Origin of the sequence: Qipengyuania seohaensis, assembly GCF_002795865.1 — a bacterium.
Taxonomy (GTDB): domain Bacteria; phylum Pseudomonadota; class Alphaproteobacteria; order Sphingomonadales; family Sphingomonadaceae; genus Qipengyuania; species Qipengyuania seohaensis.
Window position 1 is genome coordinate 2,142,052 of the sequence record NZ_CP024920.1, and the last position, 23,827, is coordinate 2,165,878.

Annotated in this window: 19 protein-coding genes and 1 tRNA gene; 6 read left to right on the forward strand and 14 right to left on the reverse strand. The window is 56.9% G+C overall.

Annotated elements, in window-relative coordinates:
* Nucleotides 1-201 precede the first annotated feature (201 nt).
* From CVE41_RS10465 to CVE41_RS10495, 7 genes are all read right to left on the reverse strand, one after another.
* A complete protein-coding gene (locus CVE41_RS10465; protein ID WP_100260599.1) occupies nt 202-2,304 on the reverse strand; it encodes an ATP-binding protein in 2,103 nt (700 codons plus the stop codon).
* A complete protein-coding gene (locus CVE41_RS10470; protein ID WP_198507652.1) occupies nt 2,304-3,617 on the reverse strand; it encodes an SIR2 family protein in 1,314 nt (437 codons plus the stop codon). The genes CVE41_RS10465 and CVE41_RS10470 overlap by 1 nt, the downstream gene beginning before the upstream one ends.
* 101 nt (nt 3,618-3,718) lie before the next feature.
* Nucleotides 3,719-4,930, reverse strand: a complete 1,212-nt coding sequence (locus tag CVE41_RS10475; protein WP_100260601.1) for a GIY-YIG nuclease family protein — start codon at nt 4,928-4,930, stop codon at nt 3,719-3,721.
* The gene (locus tag CVE41_RS10480) at nt 4,923-6,974 is read right to left on the reverse strand and encodes a DEAD/DEAH box helicase (RefSeq protein ID WP_100260602.1); all 2,052 of its coding nucleotides are present in this window, start codon (nt 6,972-6,974) and stop codon (nt 4,923-4,925) included. The genes CVE41_RS10475 and CVE41_RS10480 overlap by 8 nt, the downstream gene beginning before the upstream one ends.
* 4 nt (nt 6,975-6,978) lie before the next feature.
* Complete coding sequence (locus tag CVE41_RS10485; RefSeq protein ID WP_100260603.1) at nt 6,979-9,756, reverse strand: class I SAM-dependent DNA methyltransferase; 2,778 nt, start codon at nt 9,754-9,756, stop codon at nt 6,979-6,981.
* A gap of 152 nt (nt 9,757-9,908) precedes the next feature.
* A complete protein-coding gene (locus tag CVE41_RS10490; protein ID WP_100260604.1) occupies nt 9,909-11,087 on the reverse strand; it encodes a site-specific integrase in 1,179 nt (392 codons plus the stop codon).
* Nucleotides 11,084-12,076 (reverse strand): tyrosine-type recombinase/integrase, encoded by a 993-nt coding sequence (locus CVE41_RS10495; protein ID WP_100260605.1) that lies wholly within the window; start codon nt 12,074-12,076, stop codon nt 11,084-11,086. The genes CVE41_RS10490 and CVE41_RS10495 overlap by 4 nt, the downstream gene beginning before the upstream one ends.
* Before the next feature lie 424 nt (nt 12,077-12,500).
* On the opposite strand from CVE41_RS10495, the gene CVE41_RS14645 reads away from it, so the two are divergent.
* Together CVE41_RS14645 and CVE41_RS14650 are read left to right on the forward strand one after the other, a co-directional pair.
* Nucleotides 12,501-12,791 (forward strand): hypothetical protein, encoded by a 291-nt coding sequence (locus CVE41_RS14645; RefSeq protein ID WP_157799485.1) that lies wholly within the window; start codon nt 12,501-12,503, stop codon nt 12,789-12,791.
* Nucleotides 12,792-13,044: 253 nt separating this feature from the next.
* Nucleotides 13,045-13,716, forward strand: coding sequence for a hypothetical protein (locus tag CVE41_RS14650; protein WP_157799486.1), 672 nt, complete (start codon nt 13,045-13,047; stop codon nt 13,714-13,716).
* A 190-nt stretch (nt 13,717-13,906) separates the two neighbouring features.
* Here CVE41_RS14650 and CVE41_RS10505 read toward each other — a convergent pair whose 3' ends face one another.
* Nucleotides 13,907-14,503: an SOS response-associated peptidase gene (locus tag CVE41_RS10505; protein ID WP_100260607.1), complete on the reverse strand. Its 597-nt coding sequence runs from the start codon at nt 14,501-14,503 to the stop codon at nt 13,907-13,909.
* Nucleotides 14,504-14,566: 63 nt separating this feature from the next.
* Here CVE41_RS10505 and CVE41_RS10510 point away from each other — a divergent pair, with 63 nt between their 5' ends.
* Together CVE41_RS10510 and CVE41_RS10515 are read left to right on the forward strand one after the other, a co-directional pair.
* Complete coding sequence (locus CVE41_RS10510; RefSeq protein ID WP_100260608.1) at nt 14,567-14,842, forward strand: hypothetical protein; 276 nt, start codon at nt 14,567-14,569, stop codon at nt 14,840-14,842.
* A 497-nt stretch (nt 14,843-15,339) separates the two neighbouring features.
* Nucleotides 15,340-15,822: a Crp/Fnr family transcriptional regulator gene (locus tag CVE41_RS10515; protein WP_232725657.1), complete on the forward strand. Its 483-nt coding sequence runs from the start codon at nt 15,340-15,342 to the stop codon at nt 15,820-15,822.
* A gap of 189 nt (nt 15,823-16,011) precedes the next feature.
* On the opposite strand, the gene CVE41_RS10520 is transcribed toward CVE41_RS10515, so the two are convergent.
* From CVE41_RS10520 to sppA, 5 genes are all read right to left on the reverse strand, one after another.
* Nucleotides 16,012-16,659: a hypothetical protein gene (locus tag CVE41_RS10520; protein ID WP_100260609.1), complete on the reverse strand. Its 648-nt coding sequence runs from the start codon at nt 16,657-16,659 to the stop codon at nt 16,012-16,014.
* 1 nt (nt 16,660) lies between these two features.
* Entirely contained in the window at nt 16,661-16,903 is a 243-nt protein-coding gene (locus tag CVE41_RS10525; RefSeq protein WP_100260610.1) for a helix-turn-helix domain-containing protein, read from the reverse strand.
* A gap of 96 nt (nt 16,904-16,999) precedes the next feature.
* Nucleotides 17,000-17,827 (reverse strand): hypothetical protein, encoded by an 828-nt coding sequence (locus CVE41_RS10530; RefSeq protein WP_198507653.1) that lies wholly within the window; start codon nt 17,825-17,827, stop codon nt 17,000-17,002.
* A 194-nt stretch (nt 17,828-18,021) separates the two neighbouring features.
* Nucleotides 18,022-18,096: transfer RNA gene (locus CVE41_RS10535), tRNA-Val, on the reverse strand.
* An 86-nt stretch (nt 18,097-18,182) separates the two neighbouring features.
* A complete protein-coding gene (gene sppA, locus CVE41_RS10540) occupies nt 18,183-20,060 on the reverse strand; it encodes a signal peptide peptidase SppA (RefSeq protein ID WP_100260612.1) in 1,878 nt (625 codons plus the stop codon).
* Nucleotides 20,061-20,171: 111 nt separating this feature from the next.
* Here sppA and CVE41_RS10545 point away from each other — a divergent pair, with 111 nt between their 5' ends.
* Nucleotides 20,172-21,197: an aspartate carbamoyltransferase catalytic subunit gene (locus CVE41_RS10545; RefSeq protein WP_100260613.1), complete on the forward strand. Its 1,026-nt coding sequence runs from the start codon at nt 20,172-20,174 to the stop codon at nt 21,195-21,197.
* Nucleotides 21,194-22,426: a dihydroorotase gene (locus CVE41_RS10550; RefSeq protein WP_100260614.1), complete on the forward strand. Its 1,233-nt coding sequence runs from the start codon at nt 21,194-21,196 to the stop codon at nt 22,424-22,426. Before CVE41_RS10545 ends, CVE41_RS10550 begins: the two co-directional genes overlap by 4 nt.
* A gap of 63 nt (nt 22,427-22,489) precedes the next feature.
* Here CVE41_RS10550 and CVE41_RS10555 read toward each other — a convergent pair whose 3' ends face one another.
* Complete coding sequence (locus CVE41_RS10555) at nt 22,490-23,818, reverse strand: SPOR domain-containing protein (RefSeq protein WP_100260615.1); 1,329 nt, start codon at nt 23,816-23,818, stop codon at nt 22,490-22,492.
* Nucleotides 23,819-23,827 lie beyond the last annotated feature (9 nt).

Consider the following 23,827-nt stretch of genomic DNA (forward strand, 5'->3'; position numbering starts at 1 on the left):
AGGGATCGCCCCTAGGGGCGACCGCGCAGCGGCGGTAGGGGTAACGATTTTGTCGGACTGTAGCGTAGCGAAGGGAAGGCAAAATGGTGGGACCCTGCCGTCCTTGACGCGCCGGTTGCGCGACCATCAGAATGGGAAAACCGTGAGCAAGTACCCTTCCAGAAGTTCACTTTGTCTCGGTCTAGGATGCGTAGGTTCGTCCTAGAAGGGGATGTCATCATCAAGATCATTAGACTTCGGCTCAGCTTCCGCAGCCTCACCGATTGCCGCAGGTACCTCCTCTTCGCCTTCTCCTTTTTTCGAATCCAATCCCCAGTCAGACATGACATCTTTGAGAGGAAAGATGTCGCCCTTCGCCCAATCAACAAATGGTGCTGCTGTCGCACTCCAGGGCTCTCTTGCAGGCATCTTCATTTGCACCCGCACCGGCACATGAAGGGCACTGCCGAAAACTATCGCTTCGCCCGCAGCCAGAACTGTTACCTGGTCGAGCAGGCGCTGCGCTTGCTTGGGAATTATGCGGCGGAAATGATCAATGTCGTCGGGGTTTTGGAGGCGATGCGAGAAGAAGTTGGCGCACTGACTTATGATTGTCTGACTGATCTCGCTTGGCCTCTGGCTTGCGACGACGAGCGAAAGGCCAAATTTCCTTCCTTCCTTCGCGACCCGCTCGAACGCACTGCGTGAAAGGCTCTGACTGCGTTCCTCTAATGTGCGTGGCGGTCTGACGTAGTTGTGGGCCTCTTCGAGTATGAGTAGCCACGGGTAACGGCTACGAATGTCAGGCTTCAGCATTTCTCGGGTTTCCAAGAAGATGCGGCCAAGCAAGGCACAGGCGAAGGGAAGGACCTCCGAGGCCAGCATCGACATATCTAGGACGGAAACGCGGGACGATGATTTGCGTCCGATACCCAGCTTATCCATCCATGCTTGAAACGAGTCGATGCCTTGTTCTTCAAAGCTGAAGAACGACTGCCATCTCCGGTCATCAAGACGCGTTCGCATTCGAAGCTTGAGTGTCAGAAGATACTGATCCAGCCTCTTGCTACCCTCTTGGTCCGTAGACCGATCTACGAGGTTTGGATCGCGAAACTCCTGAACTGCGACAAAGCGCGGGGCATCGGCGGATTTCGCGAAATTCACCCCCTCGTTCTGGCGCTGCGATATCTTCTCCAAGAGTTCGGTTCGGATTTCGCCGAGGCAATCCCTCACAGCCTTTTCGTTGGATATCTTGCGCCAATCGTGGGTGTTGTTGGGAGTCCAGATGATTAGGTTGCGAAAGCCATCCCAATCGACATCGGTCGCGTATTGCTCAGCATGGTTAATCGGAACATCAAATGACCCTGACGCAGGCTGCTTTGGGTCGTCGAGCCACGCGACAGCAGCATCAATCTTGGTAATGGCCACTTGGAGCGGGTCATAAGCGCTGGCACCACTTGGTGACGCTTTCGCGATCGCCCACCAATCTTTGAGAACTGGCTCCTGCGTCGCTTCAGAAGCTTGCAGCCAATCACAGATCTCTTCGCCGTTCATGAGCCACGCTGGAAGGCAAAATTCCTCGCCATTGAGGTAGAGCTTATTTGGCTCGCGCTGATAATCTGCTTGCTGGGCGCTCAAGAACGCGCTCGCATATTCTCCATTGATATCTAGAATGAAGATGTGAGGGTCAAAGCCATCCTCGGACTGCATTTTGTCGTGGTCAAGTACGCCGCGAATGAGGCTGGCAACAGTGTAGGATTTGCCGGACCCCGTATTGCCGACGACAGCTAGCGGCCTTGAGAACAGGTCATTGAACGAAGCGCTCACTTTTGTGTTTTCGTCGCCCGTTTGATGACCGATCTCCAACGGAAAATCGAAATCTCCTTCACCCCAGCCTCTTGGCTTGTTTCGCAACGGAGGCCGCCCGAAAATGCCGGTTAGTATATCGGGATTGGCGACCTCAGCCGGTGTATCGAGAGTCGGTAGAATGGTTATGCCTGTATCGAATTTCCAGTTGCCTTTGGCCGCCTGCTTCACAATTCCCAGCAATTGAACAGACGCTATGCGTCTGGGCTTGGTTAGCTCCAAGGACAGCTCATCATCGGTTGTGGGATCGTAGGCTTCTCGGGCCTCAAGATCGCTGAGAATACCGATTGCGAGAGCCCCAGCCCCAAGATCGAAGGTCAAGAATGAATTGATGGCGACAGCCCGCTGCACGCCATCAGGTGTCGCGCGTGATGATGACTTGGCCTCAGTCGAAAGCTCTACTTTCAGACGGAAGCCATTGACGGACACCACATGGCCTATGACGCGCGGCTGCTCCATTAAGCTTCACCTGCGGTTTGTTCAGACCCTTTCTCTTCGGTCTTTCGGATTTGCTCCTCAAACTGGCGCAGCCGTTTGAAGTCTTCCAGCCACTTTACGTCTGGCATGACGTTTTGCGCAAAATCGGCAAAAGTAGCGATTTTGAAGGAGCAATCGGCCCCAGGCTCAAGCCGCTCCGTGAGAACAAATGCACGCTGGCCCAAGCTTTGATAAGCGGCGATCCGTTCGACGATCTTGCTCGCCGGGTTCGGCTCAACAACGAGCATCACGAGAGACGGGTTCATCATGGCCGTTTCGATGATGCGGGTGACGTGGTCATCGCCGAAACCATATCCAAGAACGAGCAAAAACGTCTGCGGCTGGTTCAGCCTCGCCTGGAAAAGCCGGAACAGATGCGAGAACGGCATTCCCAGAGTCTGGGTGAATTTCTGTGACGTGGGCAGAATGCCAAAGGATCCGATCTGATTGAATTCATCGGACTGGAGCTTGAGAGCTTTTCCGGCAACGTCACTACCGCGATAAGCTTGAGCAAACGACAAATCCCTGTGACGCGACCGATACGTTCCATCATCATCCACGAACCAATGCAAGGAACCGTGGAGCTTGTAGTACTGGAGAAATTTGTCGAAGCGACGGACCCTGCCTTCTGCAACGTCGCCAGGATAGTAGATGTCCAGCCCATACACGGCAGGATCAAAGCGAGCGGTTGTTTTGCCAGAGAAGCCATCGAAATATTGAATGCCAAGCTCTTCGAGCGCTTGCTCGAACAACGTATCGTAATTGAGCGTGAAAAGGTGAGTGCGGCCTAGGTTGGTGTCGCGAGCTATGAGCTTTGCGAGAAACGGAATATGGCCGGAAGAGCTGCCAGAGGTTTCAGCTGTAAGCTCGGCACGATCGATTTGAAGTGCGCACTCCGCATAGATCGCCTTCTCGATGTAGCGGCAGAGCGTTCGCTCATCATCTTCGCTCAGCACAAGAGACCCGTGTTCTTGGGATGCACCCTCGCCGTTTGTGCTTTCGCCCCGTTTCCACGTCACCGACGCGACCGGTGATTCTTCGGATTTTGTAAGGCCTGAAGCGTTGAAGAGGTAGCTGAGCCAATCTTCAAAACCGCCAGCACCAAAGCCGTTCGCCTTCTTCCATTCGATGATCGCCTTGGCATTTTCTGAGAGGGGACATTGTTCAACGGCATCGAGCACCAGGCATTCCAAATTGTTGGCGGCAGGCCCCGCCATCAGTCGTCCACCTGCACCGACTGAGCAGCCAGCGGCGGTCAAGACCACTACGTTCTCCATTCGCAGCCAGTCGGCCAACAAAGCCTGAATTCGGCGAAGTCCATCTTCCGAGTTCTTACCTGCGAGCAGGTCGGCGCTCTCCCCAGCCGAGTCCGGTGATAAGAGTTTGTACCTGCAGTTCACGATCTGAACTCTTTTTCGATCAAACTTGCTGAATTGGGATCATATTTTAGCGTGCTAATTGTGCCATCCTTTATACGCTCTACAGCCTCGTCGATGACGAACCGCGGAACCAGGAACCACTCCTTAGGTTCGACCGGTTTACCGAACCGGTCTATGATTTCGATGTCGAGTTTTGCGGCGCCGAATACTCGATGAATGACGTTTTCAAGCTTGGTACGATTGATATTGAATAGCTCGTATGTCGCGACAATTTCGACCTCAGCCATGAGGAAGGTGGGGTCGATCTTAGCATTCGCGATGCGTCGCTCGACTTTGCCGCTCGTCACTCCGATTTTGTGAAGCACCTCGCGATGTGCCGCGACGGTTGGATGATCGGACCTGCTCCGCAGAACGTAGATGGTTCCGCTTGCCTGATCGTCGTCATCTTCTTCTTCCGTGAAAAGTGGGCCGGCAATTGGTTCAGTTATCCGCCTGCCTGCCTCGTCTTTATAAAGCGCCCTTTGAAGCGAGCGAAGCAACAGATTGCTCTCGGTGCCGTTGGAATAGATGACACGAAGCCGAGCGTCTGTTTCACCGTTAGGCGCTTTGATGATTTCTCCGACCTCGGCGACGTAAACGGTTTGTCCGCCCAGAATGAAGAATTCACCCTGTTTGATGTCGGCCTTCAGGAAGCCAGCGTCTTTGACGAATGGGCGGGTTTGGCGAATGCCGTCTTTGATTTCCCTTTGAACCTTCACGAAGAGAGGCTCGAATTTCTCGAAGTCCTCGCATTTGTCGCGATTGGCAATCTCTTCGGCTGCACGCTTTTCGGCGCTGGAACGGACATGACGAAGTTCGGTGATGTCTGCCGTTTCGGCTTCCACACCTAGCTCAGCGAGAAGTGCATCATCGTCGAGTTCGTCAACCTCGACTGGTTGCTCAATGTCGGTGGTGTCGAGCAAGCCTTGATGGTCCATCGGCTCGACAAGAGCACGGCACTCTTCTTGGTCTCGGATGCGCTCTAATCTGACTGCATACAGGCGTTCGAAAATGTCATTGTCCTCACCGTGCCGTGGGCGCTTCCCATGCTCTTCGACGAAACGCTGAATTTCTTCAAAGCCCGCAATGATGCGCTCTTCGCGGGGTGTGCGAGTGGCAACCTTTTTGGCTTCTACCTCAACGCCTAGCTCTTCGAGGAGGTCATCGTCTTCCTGCGTGAAATTAGCCATTGGCAGCCTCGGCCTTCATGCGCGCAAGGAAGGCAACGCCTTCTGCCATCCTCTTTTCCCAAGCATCCGCTGAGGTGATTGAGGGCAAGCGTCCGCGTTCCTGTTTGAACTTCAGTGCGCGTTTGGCAAGGTCGCGAGCCTCCTCAGGAGTCAAATTGACCCGCTTGCCAGAGATGATTGAGGCAACCTGTTTCAGGCTCTCCTCGCTCATTGTCTTAGCAAGAATAGCGTATGCTTCTCCGAAAGGATTGATGCGGTCGATGAGGTCGATGTCGAGTTCTCGCACGTCCATCGCGTATTTGCGGACGCCATCAATGAGAGCCGTATTGCCTTTACCCTCGTTGTCACCACCGACGGCGATTTCCTTGGCCTTCTGAGTGAGATTAAGAGCTGCGATGGCATGCTGGCGAACGGCCTCCTGATCCTCGTCATCAAGTTCGGGAAACTTGGCCTTGATAATCTTGCCCATGCGAACCTGTGTGAGCTCTTCGGGGACAAGCTCCTCATCGAAGAGTCCGCGTTCAATCGAGGATTTGTCCTGGACGAAGGCCGTGATGACCTCGTTGAGGTCTTCTCGGCAAATGCGCTCGGCCTCTTCGGACTTTGGCTCGGCAAGTCCCTTTATCTCGATTTGGAATGTTCCGCGCTCTTCGTTGAATCCGACATTGCAGGCGTCGGGATCGTAACCGCCCTCCCCATAGTCGAACCCTTCGGTCGCGACATTGGTCGGTTTCTTCGGCTTGAACTCGAAGCGGGGTGCGAGAACCTGCTCCATCAAAAGGCTGGCAGCGATGGCTTTCAGCGTATCGTTGACGGCTTCCGTGACTGCCTCTTCCGAAGCGTCGGGTTCAGCAATCAGATTGGTGAAACGAGCGCGGGTTTTCCCTTCAGCATCGCGCGTTGCTCGCCCGATGATTTGAACAATCTCGGTCAGGCTGGCGCGATATCCAACCGTCAATGCATGCTCGCACCATATCCAGTCGAATCCTTCCTTCGCCATGCCTAAAGCGATGATGATATCTACGTTGTCGCGATTGTTTTTCTGAGCGGGGTCTTTGAGCGCCGCGAGCACTTTGGATCGTTGGCCTTGGTCGCTGTCATCAACAAGGTCAGCAATCTTCAGAACCTTGCCGTCTGAGGTATGGACGAGCTGGAAGCCTGTCTTGGGGTCGGTTCCTTTCCACTCGCCAAGCTCGTCGATGATGTGTTCAACTTCGCGGTGTTTATCCTTGGTGCTCTCACGAGAATTGACGCTCGGGATGTGAATGATGGTCTTCTCGTCAGGGTCAAGAACCTTCAGGATGTCATCGGCATAGGAGCCTGAGTAGAAGAAATAGCCGATGTCGAGAGTCTTCAGCCATTTGTAGCCGTTGAGCTGCTCATAGTAGGTGTAAGTGACGCTATCGAACTTTGCTTCATCCTGCGGAGCGAGGACTGCCTCGGCATCGCCACGAAAGTAGGAGCCTGTCATCGCAACAACGTGAACCTTGTCGCGCTCGATCAGCTCGGCGAGCTGTACGCCTAGCTTGTTATCTGGGTTGGCTGAGACGTGGTGAAACTCATCCACCGCAATCAACCGATTGTCGAATGCTTCGACTCCGAACTTCTCGACCGCGTTGCGAAAAGTAGCATGCGGACAGACGAGGACGCGGGCTTCGCTTTTCAGGAACGCTCCAACTGAATCTGCTTTGCTGCCTTCTGTGCCAGGGGCATTGCAGAGGTTCCACTGAGGCTCGACCTCCCAATCTGCCCAGAAACCGAACTTGCTGAGGGGTTCGTCGGCAAAGCTCGACCCGATTGATTTTTCAGGGACGGTGATGATGGCCTGCTTCAAGTCCTGATGGTGAAGCTTGTCGAGCGCGATGAACATAAGCGCGCGGCTTTTGCCTGACGCAGGCGGAGACTTGATGAGGAGATACTGCTCGCCGCGCTTCTCGTATGCCCGCTCCTGCATCGCCCTCATGCCCAGCTCGTTCGACTTGGTCGAAGCACCAGTCTGCGCATAGGTTACGGATACGGAAGGAACGGATTTCTCGGCGGTCATCAGGTCAGGCTTTCATTTTCGTTTTCGTTGATTGAGGCTTGGTCGTCATCTTGGTGTAAAGCTCGAACAGCTTCTCAAGCCGTTCAGTGTCATTCTTGAATCGTCGGCCGATGTAGATGCGTTCGAAAATCTCATCGTTTCTCTCATGCGCTTCGCGCAGGTCTTCGGGCATATCATCCGGGTCATAGAGTTCCGCGAAAGTGGCAGGAAAGTGAGCTTCACGCGCTAAGAGGATGTCGTTGGCGGAGCGCGAAAGATCATCAATATTTTTCTCCGTCAGCTTGGGGACTGGGAAGGTGTGCCATCCTAAAGTGTTTGAATAACGGATACGGGTTTCCAATTGTCCACAGACAGTAGAAACCCAAACCCAATGCATTCGCGAGGTAATTATAGCCATGTTCCAAATCGCTGCATCGTAGATTGCAAACGCGTTATCGGACACAATTGAATGTGACGAAAGCAACCCGACAGGCAAATAGCTTCGTTTTTCGGATGTGACTTTGGGAACAACGATTGTTCGATGCTTTCCACGACCTTGAATTTGTTTGAAACGGTGTGCCCGATCAGCAAAAGCTCTGGTGGATTCTGCATCGCTAGCTAAGCGCATCGCGCGGACGCCCTCCAAACGCTCTGCAATCTGAGCAGATTTGGTGGCTTCCTGGACTTCGTGATCCTCAATCCATAGGCAGCGACGAACGATGCCCTTCACAAACTCCTGCGAGCCAACGAAATCGAAGATAAATTTCGCGGTATCAGGTTCAGCCGCAATCATTTTTTCGGCTTCCGAAGCGGTCATCAGCAGATGACCACCGTCCTTGGGCATGTTGCCAAGGTCCATGTAAGCACAGCCAGAAATAGACGCCCGAGATGGCGAGATATTGATGCCGCGGCCTGGAACGAGATAGGAGTTAATTTTATCGACGGACTTCGCGATTGTCTCTCCGTCGTCACCGAGGGAGAAAATGACAGGTGTCCTTTCGTAGTCCGTAGCGATGCCAATGATGGCAACGGTAACACCTGCATTGTGACTGGCTAGGTTCGACCATTTGAATGAGGTGTGCGCGAACGCAATCTGATGTTGGTGTTCGTGTATAACGGGCCATAGGATAGGCACTTGAACACCTTGGCAAATCGAGTTTGTTGCAACGAACGCTGAGACCGCCTTCGTTCTTGTTCCGTAATCAGCGGCTTTGGCGAACCAACCCGCGACATAATCCAACGATTTCCAACTGCCTGTATGCTCCGAGAAAATCTCTCGGAGTTCGTCTTTCTGTTCTTTTGATTGCCATTTGCTCCCTAAGTATGGCGGATTTCCGCACAAGTAGGTTTCACCGCCCTCATTTTCGAAGTCAATCTGCGCTTGCTCTAGCGGAGTGTGGAAGAGATCATCGGCAGTATGCTTCACTCCAGTCCCTGTAGGCGGGCAAATGCTCAACCAATCGAGCCGAAGCGCATTTCCGCATGTTATCCAATTCTCAGCGTCGAGTGGAAGAAACTCTGCCAGGGCTTCCTTCTGGCCTCGGTATAGTACGTCGCATTGATATTCGGCGATGATTAGAGCCAATCTCGCAATTTCAGCGGGGAAATTGCGCAGCTCGATTCCGCGAAAGTTGGTAAGCGGTATCTCAGTTCTGATGTCGGCTTCATCGCGGCGTTGGTTTATCTCCGCTTCGATTGCTCTCATCTCTTTGTAAGCGATCACAAGAAAATTACCTGAGCCGCAGGCAGGGTCAAAAACCCTGATCTTTGCCATGCGCTTTCTGAGATTGAGAAGTTTGATGGGGCTGTTGCCAGCTTCCTCAAGCTTCTCGCGAAGGTCGTCGAGAAAGAGCGGATTGAGCACCTTTAGGATGTTCGGAACGCTAGTGTAGTGCATCCCAAGTGCGCCGCGCTCTTCATCGTCGGCGACGGCCTGAATCATGCTCCCGAAAATGTCGGGGTTGATCTTCTTCCAATCGAGATTGCCGATGTTGATTAGGTAAGACCGCGCGATCCTGCTGAAGGTGGGGACTTCCGTGCTTCCCGAAAAAAGCTCGCCATTCACATAAGGAAACTGGTTTGCATAACGTGGCGTGTCGTTGGCGTCTCGCTCAGCGAGCTTGCAATCCATCGCGCGGAAAATCTCGCCAATCACCTCGTGCGTGTTGGACGAGTCTCTCTCACTCATCTGCTCGATGGTGCGCGTGAAGAGGTCTTCGCCGTGGAAGATGTCAGTGTCCTCGGCAAAGAAGCAAAAAATGAGCCGCGCCATGAAATGGTTCATGTCGGGGCGGCGCTCATCCGTGTCCCAATCGGGATTGTCTTTCAGCAGCTCGACATAGAGACGATTAAGCCGCCCAGTGGCCTTGATATCGAACGAGCTCTCACGGATTTGCTTGACCGTCGTGATGCCAGCGAGCGGGAGCAGGAAACCGAAGTGGTCAGGAAAGTCCGCATACTCACAGGCGATAGGAGCTTCGTCGCTTCCAACCTCTTCGGCTTGAAGCGTCTCGCCGTCGGTAGCGAGAATGAATTTGGCGCGGGCACTCGCCGTCTGGGGGCTTTGCCGTAACGCCTGAAGTGTCGCGTCTACCTCGCCAAATTCACATGTCGCAATGTGAATATTGTTGCGCTGCAGCACCCCTCCCTCAAGGTCGGAGCTATTCGACGCGCCTGAGCGAAGACGCTTAATGGTAGTGGGTTTATTTCCGAATGCAGCAAGGAATTGGAAGGGGAATTCAGTCTTGTCAAAAGGCTGTTCCGCTAGCTCCGATATCGCTTCTTCAATCTCGACCGCATTCATCTGCTATTTCTAGTCTTTCTAATTCAGCAATAGATGCGCCAGCATCTCCTTGGTGACTAAAGCATATTCCGTGATTCGACCCAGTAACCAGATACCTTGCATTCGAGGTTATCCACACGGTCGCTGCTTGCACGGTTGCTCTTGAGAACCTCTCATTGTCGAGATTGAGGTCGGAAAGCAATCTTCCGGCCAATCTCACTTCCGATCAGGTCTGACATCAAAAGTAGGTGCCCGTCATCCAAGTGAGCGTAGCGTGCAGTAGTCGAAGAGTTGCTGTGGCCCAGCAAGCGCCCAATCATCGGCAGCGTCTCGGATGAACGAACGGCAAGGCTCGCATAGTTGTGCCGCAGATCGTGCAATCTCACGTCCTCAATGCCAGCTTCGACCCTCAGCATGCGCCAGAACCATTCGATTGCAGAGACGGGCAGCACATCGAACTGGAAGACGCGCTCATGGCTCCTTCTGCGCGCCAAGCGATCAATGACCGTCCTCGCCTCTTTGCCAAGCCATACGACACGTGGCCCAGTCTTTGAATCGGTCAGCTTTAGTTTGCGCCCCTGAACTTCGCCCCACGTGAGGTTGAGGATTTCGCCGCGCCGACATCCTGTCAAAGCGAGAAGCGAAATGACCGCGACCTCGTTCGGCTTGGCAGCGCGATGTCGTGCAAGGGCGACCCCAAGGCGGGCCATTTCGGCTTCGCTCAAGAAGCGTTCGATCTTTCGCCCCTTGTTGCGCTTCACGCCGCGAAAGGGATTTGAGTGCTCTGGAAGATAGCCCCATGCCTCCGCCTTGCCGAACATGGCTTTCAGGATTTCCATAGCGCGGTTGGCCGCGCCCGGACCTGCCGAGCGCGTTAGCGTCGCATGCCAGCGCACGGCATCAGCGTGGCCGATCTCATCGATGAACTTTCCGGCGAACGCATGGTTTAAATGCGTTCGTCGGTAGATGTCGTGTATCTCAAGCGTGGATGGCTTCCAGGTCGGAGCCGCCACCTCCCAATAGTGCCGAAGAAAGGCAGCATAGGTCGGCGTGTTTCTTCCGCGTTGCTTCTTGTCCGCCGGATTCTGGCCAAGCTCGATCCTCAAGATGAGGCGACGCGCAACATCCTTGGCGATCCGCTCGGTCAAAATGGCCGCATCGCCTATGGTGATGAGCCTCTGCTTGCCGCCCATCGTGCGCTGAAGAACATAACTCTTCCTGCCTGATGGATGGATACGCTCACCAAAACCGGGAAGGATGTAGTCGAACTTCGTGCGGCGCTTTCCGGCATCACCCGGAACGATGCGCGCGAGCTCCTCAGCAAGGATACGTTTGAGGTCGTAGCTGGTCATGCGGCCATCCCCATTGAGTTTGCGAGGCTAGAGCAGATTCGGTCGGCGCTTTCGGAAATGACCTCGTCTGCGAGGTGCGCGTATCGGGCGGTCGTTTCGGGAAGCGCATGGCCAAGCAGCTTGCCAATAGTGGCAAGCGGAATGCCTTTTGCGATGGCCACCGAGGCGAAGCTGTGACGCAAGTCGTGCAGGCGCACGTCGGGCAAAGCTGCCTTGCGCCTGATCTTCTCCCAGTGCTGCCCCAGGTTGATCGGCACTTCGCGATACATTGCCGGGAATACGAGTTGATCGTCTCCTCGCCGCTGCAGCCCAGCGAGCACAGCGATTGCCTGCGGGTTGAGGTAGATCGTTTTCGGGCCGGTCTTGCTGTCAGGCAATGCGAGGCGGGGTATCTGGACATAGCGCCAGCGCAGGGTCGCAATCTCTGAAACCCTTGCACCGGTATAGATCAGCATCAGGAGAGCTGGGACTACGAATGTATTGGCACCATCGTGCTCTGCCAGCACCTTACCGAGCCTTCGATATTCATCGGCTGACAGATAGCGTTCCGGCAGGTCCCGCTTGAAGCGAGAGACGCCGCGACAGGGGTTGGTGTTCTTCTCGCGATAGCCGAGTTTTTCGGCATATTGCATCATCACCGACATGATCGGGATGCTGCGATTGAACGCTCCTCCCGCATCGGCCATGCTGTCTCGCCAACGGTTGATGTCAGCCCGTTCGATCGCATCGACGGAAAGCTCACCAAACCGTGGAATCAGCCGCCTGTCCATGTAGGCCCGCGATGCATCACGCGTCGAAGGTTTCCAATGCGGCGAATAATCGATCCAGAATTCTTCTGCGAACTCTGCAAAAAGTGGAGCCTTATGCTTCTCCGGAGGGGTAGGCAGATCGGCAAGCGTGGCCTTGATGAGCAATCTGCGCGCGGCAGCGCGCGCGGCGGGAGCGCCCAGCGCACCTGCCGCCACTCCCGCGCTTCCCAGCGTCACCATTCGCTGCACGCCTCGCGGCCTGTGCTTGACGATCCACGTGAGATGTCCCGACTTGCGTTTGCGAAGTCCGAAGCCGGGTAGCTCGGTATCCCATGTGATGCCGACTGGAAGCGACTTTCGCCGCGCAACATAACCGGTCAGTTTAAGACGGTGGGACTGTCTGCGACGGGCTACTCCTGCGCCTTGGCTACCACCTGATTGCTCGCCCCCTTGGACAAGCAATACCTCTGTTTCTTCGTGATTTTTTGCCATGCCATGCAGCTACCGCTGCGTCCGGCCTAGTCATCAGCATAAGCCGGAGGTAGTCGGATGTCGCCGTGCATGATACCTTCCGGCCAGTCGAACGCGACTCGCCTTAATTTGGTAGCTCCTTGTTGCGACCGTTTCTGGTTCCCTGAGCCCGAACCCTGCCCGAGGTCCGGCTATGCCAACCTACAATCTGATATTCCATGAAGACGGCCACGGTGTTGAAAAGCGTGTTGAGCTCGAAGGCCAGAACGTCGCCTGTGTTTTTTCCGCTTTGGAGAGCGAAGCCGCATCGCGTTTGGTGGAGGTATGGACAGGGGAACAGCGTGTTGCTTTGGTTGAGCGTGATCGGTCGGGCCTCTGGACGGTGCAGAGTGACTCTCGAACGGTATCCGGTGACGTCGGAACGTTGCCGGGCGAAAAGTCGCGACCGCAGCAGCACGCGAACACGCAAGAGGCATCCACGTGAAAATGTAGAGCAATCCTAAGCCATAATTCGCGACAACGATCGCCGTGTATCCGGCGAGCACAGTCCATCGGGCGATTCAAGCAAGGTGTAGTGCAATCTTGACCCTCTAGGTGCCATGCCGCGCGAACGTATGTAATCGGGTCGTAAGCCGAATGGCAGCTTTCCGCACTTTGGCCACTGGAACCGGACAGTCAGTTTACGGCCCAAAAGCGGTCTTTGGCCTGCAAAGCTCGAAGCGATTACGGTCGTGGCAATGAAATTGTCCAATGATTCGAGTGCCTATCTTTGTCATCTACGGTGCACCAAAAAGGCAGAAGGGCGTTGGGAGCCCTGCGACAAGGATCCCTCGTCGTGGCTGTATCTGAATCCTCAGCCAGTGACCGAGGGAACCTCGTTCGGCGTGTTACGGAAAACTTTTTGGGGCCGTGTTAACTCGGGGCACGAATTTGGTTGGCGAAAAACCCACCTCGGCCCGGACTTCGCAGGATCGGACCAATCGGTCTGGGCGCCGAATGCAGAGAGGGTGGAGGTCGTCTTGCCAGCGAAAGCCGACGATCTTCTCAGCGATCCTTGTGAGTTGTTGCGGCAAACCGATAAGTTCGCTGCGCCTAACAAACAGGCACTACTCACCTACTGGACAATGCCTCTCGGCACTGCCGAGCGCCTTCATATCGCCTGGGAATGTGTGAGGAGCTTCGCGCGACTGATCGCATGTGAGCGTGACCTTGGCAGCATTGTCGCGCTGCATAGTCCAGGTGTCATCGGAGCGGATTTTCCGCTCCATGCTCACCTCCTCATCGTCCCGCGTAAGTTGGGATGGGGGATTAAGCACGGACCCTATGATCAAACGCTTATTCGTGACGACGGGCAGGAGATCCTTGGCCGGCTATGGGCGAGCCATCGCAATGGCGAAGGCATTTCCTAAGCGCTGACCAGCAGCTCGATCTCGGAGAGTGTCTTGGACTTTTCAGGGTCGAGCCGCGCGGATGATCGGTTGCGAACGTTTTCCCGAGAATTTGAGTAGAGTCTAACCTCGCCCATGGCCCCAAGAAACGGCGTTCTTGCCGGAGATTTGGCTCGCTGGCAGACCGTCCTCCTTGCGGTCATTCCAAGCCTCACCATCTGTCATTAGTCCGCTCGAACGACAGCTCGCTTTTACATGACCGACACAGTTCGCGAGCGCCAGCGACCGGCCCGTGGGTCCATGTCCGCCAGTCCCGTTCGGATAGTAAGACAGGCATGCGGGCGTGCAGATCGGCAGTGAGGCCAACACTATCGGTCATGACCATGGAATAGGCAGCACCCCAGTCGTCAGTATCGCACCAGATGCCGGCGACGGCGAAGATTTCGGCGTCAGGGCGGGTAAGCCATGTGCGCGTTTTGCGGCCGGTCGCTCCTTCCGCTTCCGCCCAGCCAGTGACCGGGATCAGGCAGCGGCGCGCTTCGAAACTGTAGCGCCAGAAAAACGTGTCGAGCTTATCGGCTCGGGCGTTGTTGATCGGTTTTGGCTTGAGCGCCTCACCAGTTCGCTTGCTTTTCAACACAAGGGGGAAGCCCCACGTCATCTGGCGGAGGCGACCATCGGCAATGACCGCTCCGGGATAACCAGGAAACACCTCGTCGCCGAAATTCGCGCCGTCGAGCTCGCTAACAGCGTCAAACCATGCGGCGGCCTCGCCTACAGCCTTCGTCATACGGTAAAGATTGCACATAGAAAGAGCCTACCTCGCACCAAATGCGATTGGCAACACGTTCCCTTTGTGTTCTCATATCGCATGATGATTCGCCCAAACGATGATGAGCTCCGCCGCGTGATCGAAATCCCGCTCCATACCGCCAAGCCCTACGCATTGCGCGGCGTGTTCACCGAAACGCGCGCGCTGGACCGGGAGGTGGCTGTGAAGACATTGTCGCAGCGAATTATGGCTTCGCTCCGCCGCTACGAGATTATGCGGGAGCCCAACGCCTATGAGCAGGGCGACAGAACCTTACCCCTGTTTGACGATGTGAAGGAGGGTAGGGTGGGCGCGCGCAAATTGGGTGGCCGCTAGGAAGGAAAAAACCATCCTGTCAGGGGCTTACTGTTTGTTGGGGCCAACTTTTTAGGCTGCCCGAGACTCCATCGTGACGTCATATCGAAAGGCCCATACTTCGTTTCTGTGGCCGTGATGCGCCATTTAGGAATCGCTCGGGAATTTCGTTAACTGACCTTCAGTTCTCGGCGGGGATAATGCCGACAGCCGACTGAGGGCGTGACTGGTCACTTCTTCTGAAGCAGGTCCCAGTTTCGTTTCTTTGTTCGGCGCGCAGGCTCGCACCGAGAGGGCTATCAAATGTCAAATCGCATTCGCTGGATCGGATCGCTAGCTCCGCCTTCCGCTGTTTTGGAGGTCGGGCATGTCACTCTACACCGTGCATTACACATTGTCGGGAGACCCGGAGATCGAGGCAGGAATGGAATATAGCGCCGACACTATGGAAGGCGTGTTTGCGAAGCTGGAACGCATTCGCGGGTTGTCATCAGCAGCGCTATACGAAGACCACCAGCGTGCAATCGCTAACAGCCGTGAGATTGGCAGAAGTGCCCCATACCGAGCTGAGCCAGCTGGTTGCGACGATGCCTCACCTGGCGCGCGCGCTCTGGTTCTCGACTCTTCTCGACGCAGCGATGCACAGGGAATGGATTTTTCGGCTCGGTCGGCTCAATGCCGAAGGTCGCATCGCGCACCTCATTGCCGAACTGGCGGAACGCCTTCGCCTGGTCGGCCTGTTCGAGGAAGGCGAGCTTCCCGTCCCGCTTTTGCAACGGGACTATGCCGAGGCCTGCGGGATCTCTCCTGTGCATGCCAATCGCAGCTTCAGAACACTCAAGGAGCGCGGCGCAATCGTGATGGAGGGAGAGGCCAGATTACGGATCCTCGACGAGAAGCAGCTACGCGATTTGGCGCAGTTCGACGGCTCATACCTTTATGGCACTGGTGTTCTGGGCCTAGAAGCGCTCACGGACCGCAATGATCCTCCCCAGTGCTGACAGGCTTAAACCAGACCATATGTGTTTGAATGTGGGCGGCGAGATAGCTTCCACCGAGAAGCTAAAATCTGTTGGCATGAGAAAGTCCAGGGCCGGCCCCAAATCGTAACGCTACGTCACTCTAATAGGAGTAAATTATCCAAAAGTGATTTACTTTCTCTAGCATTTATAAACTGGTTTCTGGTCACGCTAGATTTGGGGTAGGAGGGTCAATCCCATACCGATAAGGTAGATACTATAGCCGTCTTCGTCTTTGCTTTCAAACGCTTGTTCTGCTTGGTCTCGGGCTTCTCGCGTTGGATATAACGAAAGTTCAAACCCTCCTTCCCATTCGTGAGCAAAAAAATATGCGAAACCCGTGGCGAGAATTTGATGGGTGGGGTCGTTTTCCGTGATCGACACCGCGGTGACATCCGACGACATTTCACCGAAGAACGTCTCATCACTGAAGAACGTCTCATAATGACTGGCGCGAAAAGCCTCGTCTGCAGCCCGCGCTAATTCCTCGGTATTGAAGAGCGTCACTATTAGATGACCTCCGACCTCCAAAATCAACGCATGAACGGTTCGTTCGCACGTCGATCTAGCAATTGAGGACATGACGGGGGCGTTGTTTTCCCAACTCGAAGTATTGGCGAATTTTGCTAAAGCCTTCACTTCATTTGAAATGCAATTTGCAAGATATTCCCATGGACCGCCAAAGCCTTCATACAAGCAAAAGAAGTAGACATAGTCCTCTGCCTTCTGTTTGAGCAGCTCATTAATTACCACGTTTTTGCAATCCGTCGCACGATGAAGGTTTTTCGAAGGGTTCGATTTTGCTGGAGATTGCGCCATCTTAATCTTCCCCGCCCAGGCGTTTGCACTCGAATGCCGGCAGCGTGTCCAAAAACTGCCTCAGGTCGTCTACGCAGACGATGGTGCGACGCCCGACCTTGCGGGCAGTCAGGCTCCCGTCACGAAGAGCCAGATAGATCGTCGAGCGTGAGAGCCGAGCGATACGTGCTGCTTCATCAATCGTAAGCGCGATGGGGTTCAGCCGTTCGGGCTCGGCTGACTCGTTTGGGTTCGATCTATCCATGGTCTCTCTCCGTTTGGGTCTACGGACAAGCCTATGGATTTTTGAAATTATTGAGGGTTCGAAAATAAGTCGCAATCTGGAACGATATTTGTGCACCTAGCGAGCTTGAGGCTTCATCGCTGTGTGACGTTGTTCTTTCCAATCCCCGAGAGGATGAACTACTGTCGTCTGCGCTGCCTTGTGGGCGTCGAAGACCTTCTTATGCGTCATCTTCGCACCTGTAATTTTCACGGCGGCTGCGTGCATAAACCTTATACTTGGGCCTCCCTCCCCCGCGTCGTTTATGCTTGTCGGTGTGTTCCCGCCGCCCCAAAAAATTGCGTATTCGAGGCCCAACCGTCCGATCAGAAGATGAAACCGCTCGTCAGCCTTGCGGCCAGACTGAGGGTTGCCAGGCTCTTTTCTATCCATTCTTTCGCAAACGTCACAGAGTATTTGTAAAGACCTTACAAACTGGAACCCGTCTAGGTCGATACCTGAAAAAATGTGCTTATCGGTGAATAATGCCAGATTCATTTGCTCGAATTTTGTCGTCGGGGTCATATCGAAGCATTGTAAAAGTGCGATTGACTTGTCTCTTACATCTCTAAGATGCGACTTACGCTCAAGGGAGGTATGGATAGGCTTTGACCTCATGCCCGCTTCGTAAAGTGAGTCGATTGCACCTAGGCTCAGCTGCATCTCCTTCAACTGTCTCAACTTAAGTGCGGGCGCTATTTTCGGTGATCGGGAGCCTCTAACTGTCTTGTCCAAATTTAGGCAATCCGTGAGTGAGAAAAGAGGCGTGTCGCAGAGATTTTTTCCCGTAGCATTCATGGGAGGATCGGATTTCATACTCTTTCCATCTTCAACTGTGATTTCGGGAAATAGGCCAAATTCCTGGAGCGTGTCTTGTGTTCGATGCAACCGGTTAATATTGATCAAACGATCCAGCGAAGATCTTCCAAATTCTCAAGGCGAGAGGCGAGTTGAATCGCGCGGCCCTCGCTGCGGCAGTTGAAGCCTCGAAGATAGGAAGCGGCGCCAACAAAGGGCGGCAAGCGCCAATTGGGCTCCGTAGATTTTTTCACGAATTTTTCATGGAAACGCGGACCATCTCTTCTAAGTTCTTGAAAAGATGGTGGGCGCGGCAGGGATTGAACCTGCGACCCCACCCGTGTGAAGGGTGTGCTCTACCACTGAGCTACGCGCCCGTCGCATGCGGTCGCGGCAGGTGCCGGACGCTGGACAGGGACGCGCCTTTACGCAGCGAATCGGGGCATTGCAAGTGCGCCGGGCGCTAGTTTCCGAAGAGGGAGACCAGCATCTTCAGGAAGCCGCGATCCTTGTCGTCCTGTTGCCCACCACCCTCCGATGTGGGACAAGTGAGGCAGTAAGCCTGCGCCCCACGCGTTCCCAGAAGCCGCCGGGCATCCGCGATCACGCGGTCCGCCGCTTCCGTTTCCTTGCGGGCGAACAACGCAAAGACATCCTGCCCTTGCGAATCCTCTTCGCCGACCAGCCACTGGCGAAGCAGAGTATCGGTCGTGCTGGGCGGTGTGCCAAGATAGGCAGCGTGCCATTCCCCGTCCGCGAGTTCCGCCTGTCCCGCGACCCAGGCGAGCGCTTCTTCCAGACCGCCATATTCGTCGACCAGCTGGAGCTGACGCGCCGTTCCGCCATCCCAGACGCGGCCCTGACCGACCTCATCGGCCTGATCCAGGGTCATGTTGCGGGCTTCCGATACGCGGGTGAGGAAGTCGCGATAGCCATCTTCGATCGATGCCTGGAGGATGCGGTCCACTTCTGGCGTCAATCCGCCGACGAGGTCCGGCTGGCCCGACAACGGACCGGTACGCACACCGTCACTCGTCACGCCGATGCTCGCGGCCGCCTGCTCGAAGGTGGGCAGGACAGCGAAGATGCCAATCGAGCCGGTGATGGTGTCGGGCTCTGCAAAAATGCGATCGGCTGGGGTGGAAACCCAATATCCGCCACTCGCGGCGACATTGGCCATGGATACCGCGACCGGAATGCCGCGTGCCTTGTGGCGCAGGATGGCATCGCGGATCGCTTCGCTGGCGAGTACCGATCCGCCGGGAGAATCGACCCGAACGACAAGGCCCGCGAAATCGCGATCGAGTGCGGCGTCGAGAAGATCGGCAATGCGAGTGCCTCCGGCGGTTCCGGGCCCGGCTTCTCCGTCGACGATTTCGCCGGCGATGGTCACGATACCGATGGGTTTGCCGTCACCCGGTAGCGGATTGTCCTTCAGCCAGGCGTCGTATTCGGTTGCGGGGAAGGCGTTGGGCAGCTTGCTCCATTTATCCGTTCCGACCAATTCGACCACACGTGCGTTGAAGGCATCGCGATTGCCGAGCTTGTCGACCAGACCCGCGTTGAGCGAGGCCTGTGCCAGATCGCCTTGGGCGGCCTCGACCCATTCGGCGGGCGATTGCGTAATCAGATCGAGGTCGACAGCCGGCCGCGCCTTTTTCACGTTCGCCTGCCATTCTTCCCACAGCGCTCCGTAAAGCGCCCGGGCGTTCTCACGCGCAGGCTCGGACATGCCGGTTTGCGTGTAAGGTTCGACCGCGCTCTTGTATGTGCCAACGCGGTAGACGCGCGCATTGACGTTGAGGCGATCGATCAGGCCCTTGTAATAGAGCCGGTGCCCACCCGGGCCGGCCACGACTGCGCCGCCTAACGGGTTCATCCAGACCTCGCTTGCGTGCGCGGCCAGGAAGACGCCGTCGTCTGCATAGGCGGTGGCATAGGTCAGGACAGGTTTGTCTGCCGCCCGCACGCGGTCCATTGCCTCGCCAATGTCCTGGAGATGCACCTGACCGGCACCGAGAAACCGTTCGAGGTCGAGCACGACCGCATCGATGCGCTCGTCACCGGCCGCAGCATCAAGGGCGCGTACGATATCGCGCGCCTGGTACTCGCCGACCTGCGCCTGCGATGAAAGCAGGGCCTGCAGCGGGTCGATCCGGCTGCGCTCTTCAACGACCACGCCGTCGATTTCCAGCAGCAGAGCGCCTTCACGCACCTGCGCCGGGCTCGGACGGGTGGTGAGGATCAGGAACAGCGTGCCGAAAAACAGTAGCATGAACAGCAGGACGAGGCCGTCCTTCACGCCAACCAGAAGCCGCCAAACCTTGCCTGCAAATCGCATCGTAACTTACCCCGGAATACTCTTTGGCACGTGATCTAGGGAAGCTTCGCCGCCCATGCCAGCCGAATGTGCTTGAGGGTGCGATGGCTCTCGACTAAGGGCGTGGCTTTAATGACAGCTTCGCAAACACAGCCCCACGCATCCCGCTATCCGGCGGGAGCGCAGGCCTTTCCGCATCGCGACCTGCTCGGCATCGGCCAGCTGGAGCGCCATGAAATCCTGTTCCTGCTCGACGAGGCGGAACAATGGGTCGATCTTAACCGACAGCGGCAAAAGCACAGCGACAGTCTTTCGGGGCTGACGATCATCAATGCCTTTTTCGAAAACTCGACGCGGACGCTCTTGAGTTTCGAGATTGCAGGCAAGCGGCTGGGGGCCGACGTCGTCAATATGCACGCCGCACAGTCGAGCGTGAAAAAGGGCGAGACGCTGATCGATACCGCGATAACCCTCAACGCCATGCGCGCCGATGCCATCGTCATCCGCCACGGATCGAGCGGGGCGACGGGCCTGATCGCGGACAAGGTCGACTGCCCGGTTCTCAATGCAGGAGACGGGCAGCACGAGCACCCGACGCAGGCATTGCTCGACGCGCTGGCCCTGCGCCATGCGCTGAGAGAGCGAAGCCAGTCGGGCGACGATTTTACCGGCCTGACCATAACGATTTGCGGCGATATCCTGCACAGCCGGGTCGCACGTTCGAACCTGCTGTGTCTTCAGGCGTTGGGGGCAACCGTCCGCCTTTGCGCTCCGCCCGCGCTCATGCCTTCGGGTATCGAAGCCATGGGGGCGCAAGTCTTCCATGATTTCGACGCCGCGCTGGACGGGGCGGATGTGGTCATGATGCTCCGCCTGCAGACCGAGCGCATGAGCGGACAGTTCATTCCTTCTGCGCGGGAGTACCACCACCTCTACGGCCTGACTGCCGCCCGCCTTGCCAAGGCCGGAGAAGACGCGCTGGTCATGCATCCCGGGCCGATGAACCGCGGGGTCGAGATCGACAGCGATGTTGCCGACATGATCGACCGCTCGATCATAACGCGGCAGGTCGAGATGGGGGTGGCGATACGCATGGCTTGCCTCGATGTCCTGACGCGCCGTGCCCGAGGGGTCGAAGGATGGGGAGAGGTCGCATGAAGCAAACGCGCGCCCTGACAATTACCGGCGGCAAGCTGGTCGCTTCCGATGGAATTCGTGATGGCAACCTCCGCATCGCGGAAGGCCGTATCGCTGCATGCGGTGATGGCGAGCCGCAGGGCGGGGACGAGGTCGTCGACGCTGGCGGCAAGCTGGTCGCGCCGGGGCTGGTCGACCTTGGCGTCTTCGCCGTGGACAAGCCCGCTTTTCATTTTGGCGGCATCACGCGTGCAGCGCTCATGCCCGACCAGTCTCCCGCGCTCGATCTGCCGAGCCGCGTTTCCTATATCGCGAAAAGCGGGAAGCCCGACTTTTGGGTGCATCCGCTGGCAGCTGCAACACGCGGCCTTGCGGGAACCGAAATTGCCGAGATTGCCCTGATGCGCGAGGCGGGGGCGCTAGGCGTTTCCACCGGCCGTGGCTGGATAGCCGATTCCGGCGTCATGCTTCGCCTGCTGCAATATGCGGCTATGCTCGACATGCCGGTTATCTCCCATGCCGAAGATGCAGCCCTTGTCGGCGATGCAGTTGCAACGGCTGGCGAATACGCGACGCGGCGCGGCCTTCCCAGCGCACCTGCTCAAGCAGAGGCCATCGCCATAGCGCGCGACCTGGCCCTGGCGGAGATGGCGGGTGCCCGCATCCATTTCAGGCAAGTGACCACGCGGGCCGGGCTCGAACTGGTGCGGCACGCGAAGGCTGGCGGCCAGCGTGTCACCGCAGGCGTTACTCCCGCGCATTTCATGCTTTCCGATCTTGCCACGGTCGATTTTCGCACCTTCGCGCGCCTGTCGCCGCCCTTGCGCAGCGAAGACGATCGGCAGGCGGTCCGTGAAGCGATTGCCGACAGAACAATCGACGTGATCTCCAGCGGGCACGATCCGCGCGGGCCGGAAGACAAGCGCCAGCCCTTTGCCGATGCCGAACCAGGGATGGCCGGGGCGGAAACCCTGCTCGCGATGGCGCTCTCGCTCGCGACTGATGGAATTATCGATCTGGCGCGTGTCTTCGAGCTGGTGGCGGGCAATCCGGCATCGATCCTCGGCGTGGCAGCAGGATCGCTGGAGCAAGGCCTGGAAGCGGACGTGGCACTGATCGATCCGGACAAGCCCTGGATCGTCCAGAGCGCACGCATGGCAGCGACCGCAGGCAACACACCCTTCGACGGTCAGCCTACTCAAGGCCGCGTGCTTCGCCTTTGGAAGGGCGGCGTGGAAATCCATCTCTAAGAGAAAGAAACCCCCGCCGGATCGCTCCGGCGGGGGTCAGGTATTGGCTTATGGCTGCGCGTCTTAGCGCGCTGCGACCCGTATTGCCGCATCGCCCAGATGACCCGGGAGCGGATTTGCGGAGGCATAGGCGATGCAACCGCCGCCTTTGCCCTTGACGCTGGAGCACATGCTCTGTGCCGAATTCTTGGCAAAGCCCGCTGCCGCGACGCGGTAGTAGATCTTGCCGTTCACGCGGGCCTTGGTGATGACCTTTTTCGCGTCGGCGAGTTCGGGATACCTTTGCTGGAACTTGCGCCAGCCGTCCTGGGCATCCGACATCGAGAAGTACGATCCGAGCTGGATATTGTAGTCGCCCTTGGCGAGCGCGATGCTCGGGGCGGCCTTGGGAGCAGGCTTTCCAGCCGGGCGCGATGCCGGGGCGGCAGCCTGAGCTTCGGCCTTCGAAGCCGCAGCGATTGCGACCGGAGTCGGCTGAACCACTTCTTCGGCGACGAACTGCTTACGAGGCGCAGCCTCGAGGCCGGCGTCCGCAAGCTGCGCATCACCGAAGTCGTGGGCCTGCGGTGCAGCGTTTACTGCAGGCAGTTCGCTCGCGAATGCGAAGCTCGGTGCCGTCTCGTCGACGACGACTTCTTCTTCGACCGTTTCGGCGGCCAGCATCGGAACGCTCGGGTTGTTCGTGAGAGCCAACATGGCCGGCTGGCCGGAGTCGGCCGCGAAGTCGACACCCATCAGGTGAGCCACGCGTAGGCGGGTCATCTGCGGATTGGCGAGGGCGCCCCATTCGGCCATGCGTTCGCCGACTTCATTGGCGGGAACGTCTTCCATGGCCATCAGGCGTGCTTCGCGCCACTGACCCGAAAGGGCATAGGCATAGGCCAGGTTCTGACGGGTCTTGGCGGTGTTCTGTCCACCGCGGATGGCATTGCTCAATACGTGCACGCCGCGTTCGGGCTGTCCGGCAAGTGCAATTGCCAAACCGAAATCGGCCAGATCGAGCGAAGCTTCCCAGCGTTCGAGCGTTTCGATCGCACCGAGCTGGTCGCCTGCGCCGATCTGGGCGAGGGCGAGGCTCACTACGGTGCGCGGCCCGGTGTCGCCAAGGGCGACGGCATCGGAAAATGTCTGTGCAGCAGACTGGAACCGGCCCGCTTCGAGATAGGCATTGGCCAAGAGGGTGCGGCCATGCGCGTCGCGCGGCGACGCTAGTACGGCGGCTTCCGCGTGCTTGACTGCCTTGTCGGCCTTGCCCTTCTGCAGCGCGACTTCGGCCTTGGCGGCCGAGTGCGAAGCGGTGGGCGCGACCTTGCCGGTGCAGCCGGCGAGGCCCGTGGTTGCCAGGGCCGTGGTAACGGCCAGACGGACGAAGAGTTGGTTCTTGGTCTGCATTAGTGCTTA

Coding starts and splice junctions, on each gene's coding strand:
- CVE41_RS10555 (WP_100260615.1), bottom strand. CDS start 23,818: ATGCAGACCAAGAACCAACTCTTCGTCCGTCTGGCCGTTACCACGGCC.
- CVE41_RS10465 (WP_100260599.1), bottom strand. CDS start 2,304: ATGGAGCAGCCGCGCGTCATAGGCCATGTGGTGTCCGTCAATGGCTTC.
- CVE41_RS10490 (WP_100260604.1), bottom strand. CDS start 11,087: ATGACCAGCTACGACCTCAAACGTATCCTTGCTGAGGAGCTCGCGCGC.
- CVE41_RS10475 (WP_100260601.1), bottom strand. CDS start 4,930: ATGGCTAATTTCACGCAGGAAGACGATGACCTCCTCGAAGAGCTAGGC.
- CVE41_RS14645 (WP_157799485.1), top strand. CDS start 12,501: ATGCCAACCTACAATCTGATATTCCATGAAGACGGCCACGGTGTTGAA.
- CVE41_RS10485 (WP_100260603.1), bottom strand. CDS start 9,756: ATGAATGCGGTCGAGATTGAAGAAGCGATATCGGAGCTAGCGGAACAG.
- CVE41_RS10550 (WP_100260614.1), top strand. CDS start 21,194: ATGAAGCAAACGCGCGCCCTGACAATTACCGGCGGCAAGCTGGTCGCT.
- CVE41_RS10545 (WP_100260613.1), top strand. CDS start 20,172: ATGACAGCTTCGCAAACACAGCCCCACGCATCCCGCTATCCGGCGGGA.
- CVE41_RS10480 (WP_100260602.1), bottom strand. CDS start 6,974: ATGACCGCCGAGAAATCCGTTCCTTCCGTATCCGTAACCTATGCGCAG.
- CVE41_RS10525 (WP_100260610.1), bottom strand. CDS start 16,903: ATGGATAGATCGAACCCAAACGAGTCAGCCGAGCCCGAACGGCTGAAC.
- CVE41_RS10520 (WP_100260609.1), bottom strand. CDS start 16,659: ATGGCGCAATCTCCAGCAAAATCGAACCCTTCGAAAAACCTTCATCGT.
- CVE41_RS10505 (WP_100260607.1), bottom strand. CDS start 14,503: ATGTGCAATCTTTACCGTATGACGAAGGCTGTAGGCGAGGCCGCCGCA.
- CVE41_RS10510 (WP_100260608.1), top strand. CDS start 14,567: ATGATGATTCGCCCAAACGATGATGAGCTCCGCCGCGTGATCGAAATC.
- CVE41_RS14650 (WP_157799486.1), top strand. CDS start 13,045: ATGAAATTGTCCAATGATTCGAGTGCCTATCTTTGTCATCTACGGTGC.
- sppA (WP_100260612.1), bottom strand. CDS start 20,060: ATGCGATTTGCAGGCAAGGTTTGGCGGCTTCTGGTTGGCGTGAAGGAC.
- CVE41_RS10495 (WP_100260605.1), bottom strand. CDS start 12,076: ATGGTGACGCTGGGAAGCGCGGGAGTGGCGGCAGGTGCGCTGGGCGCT.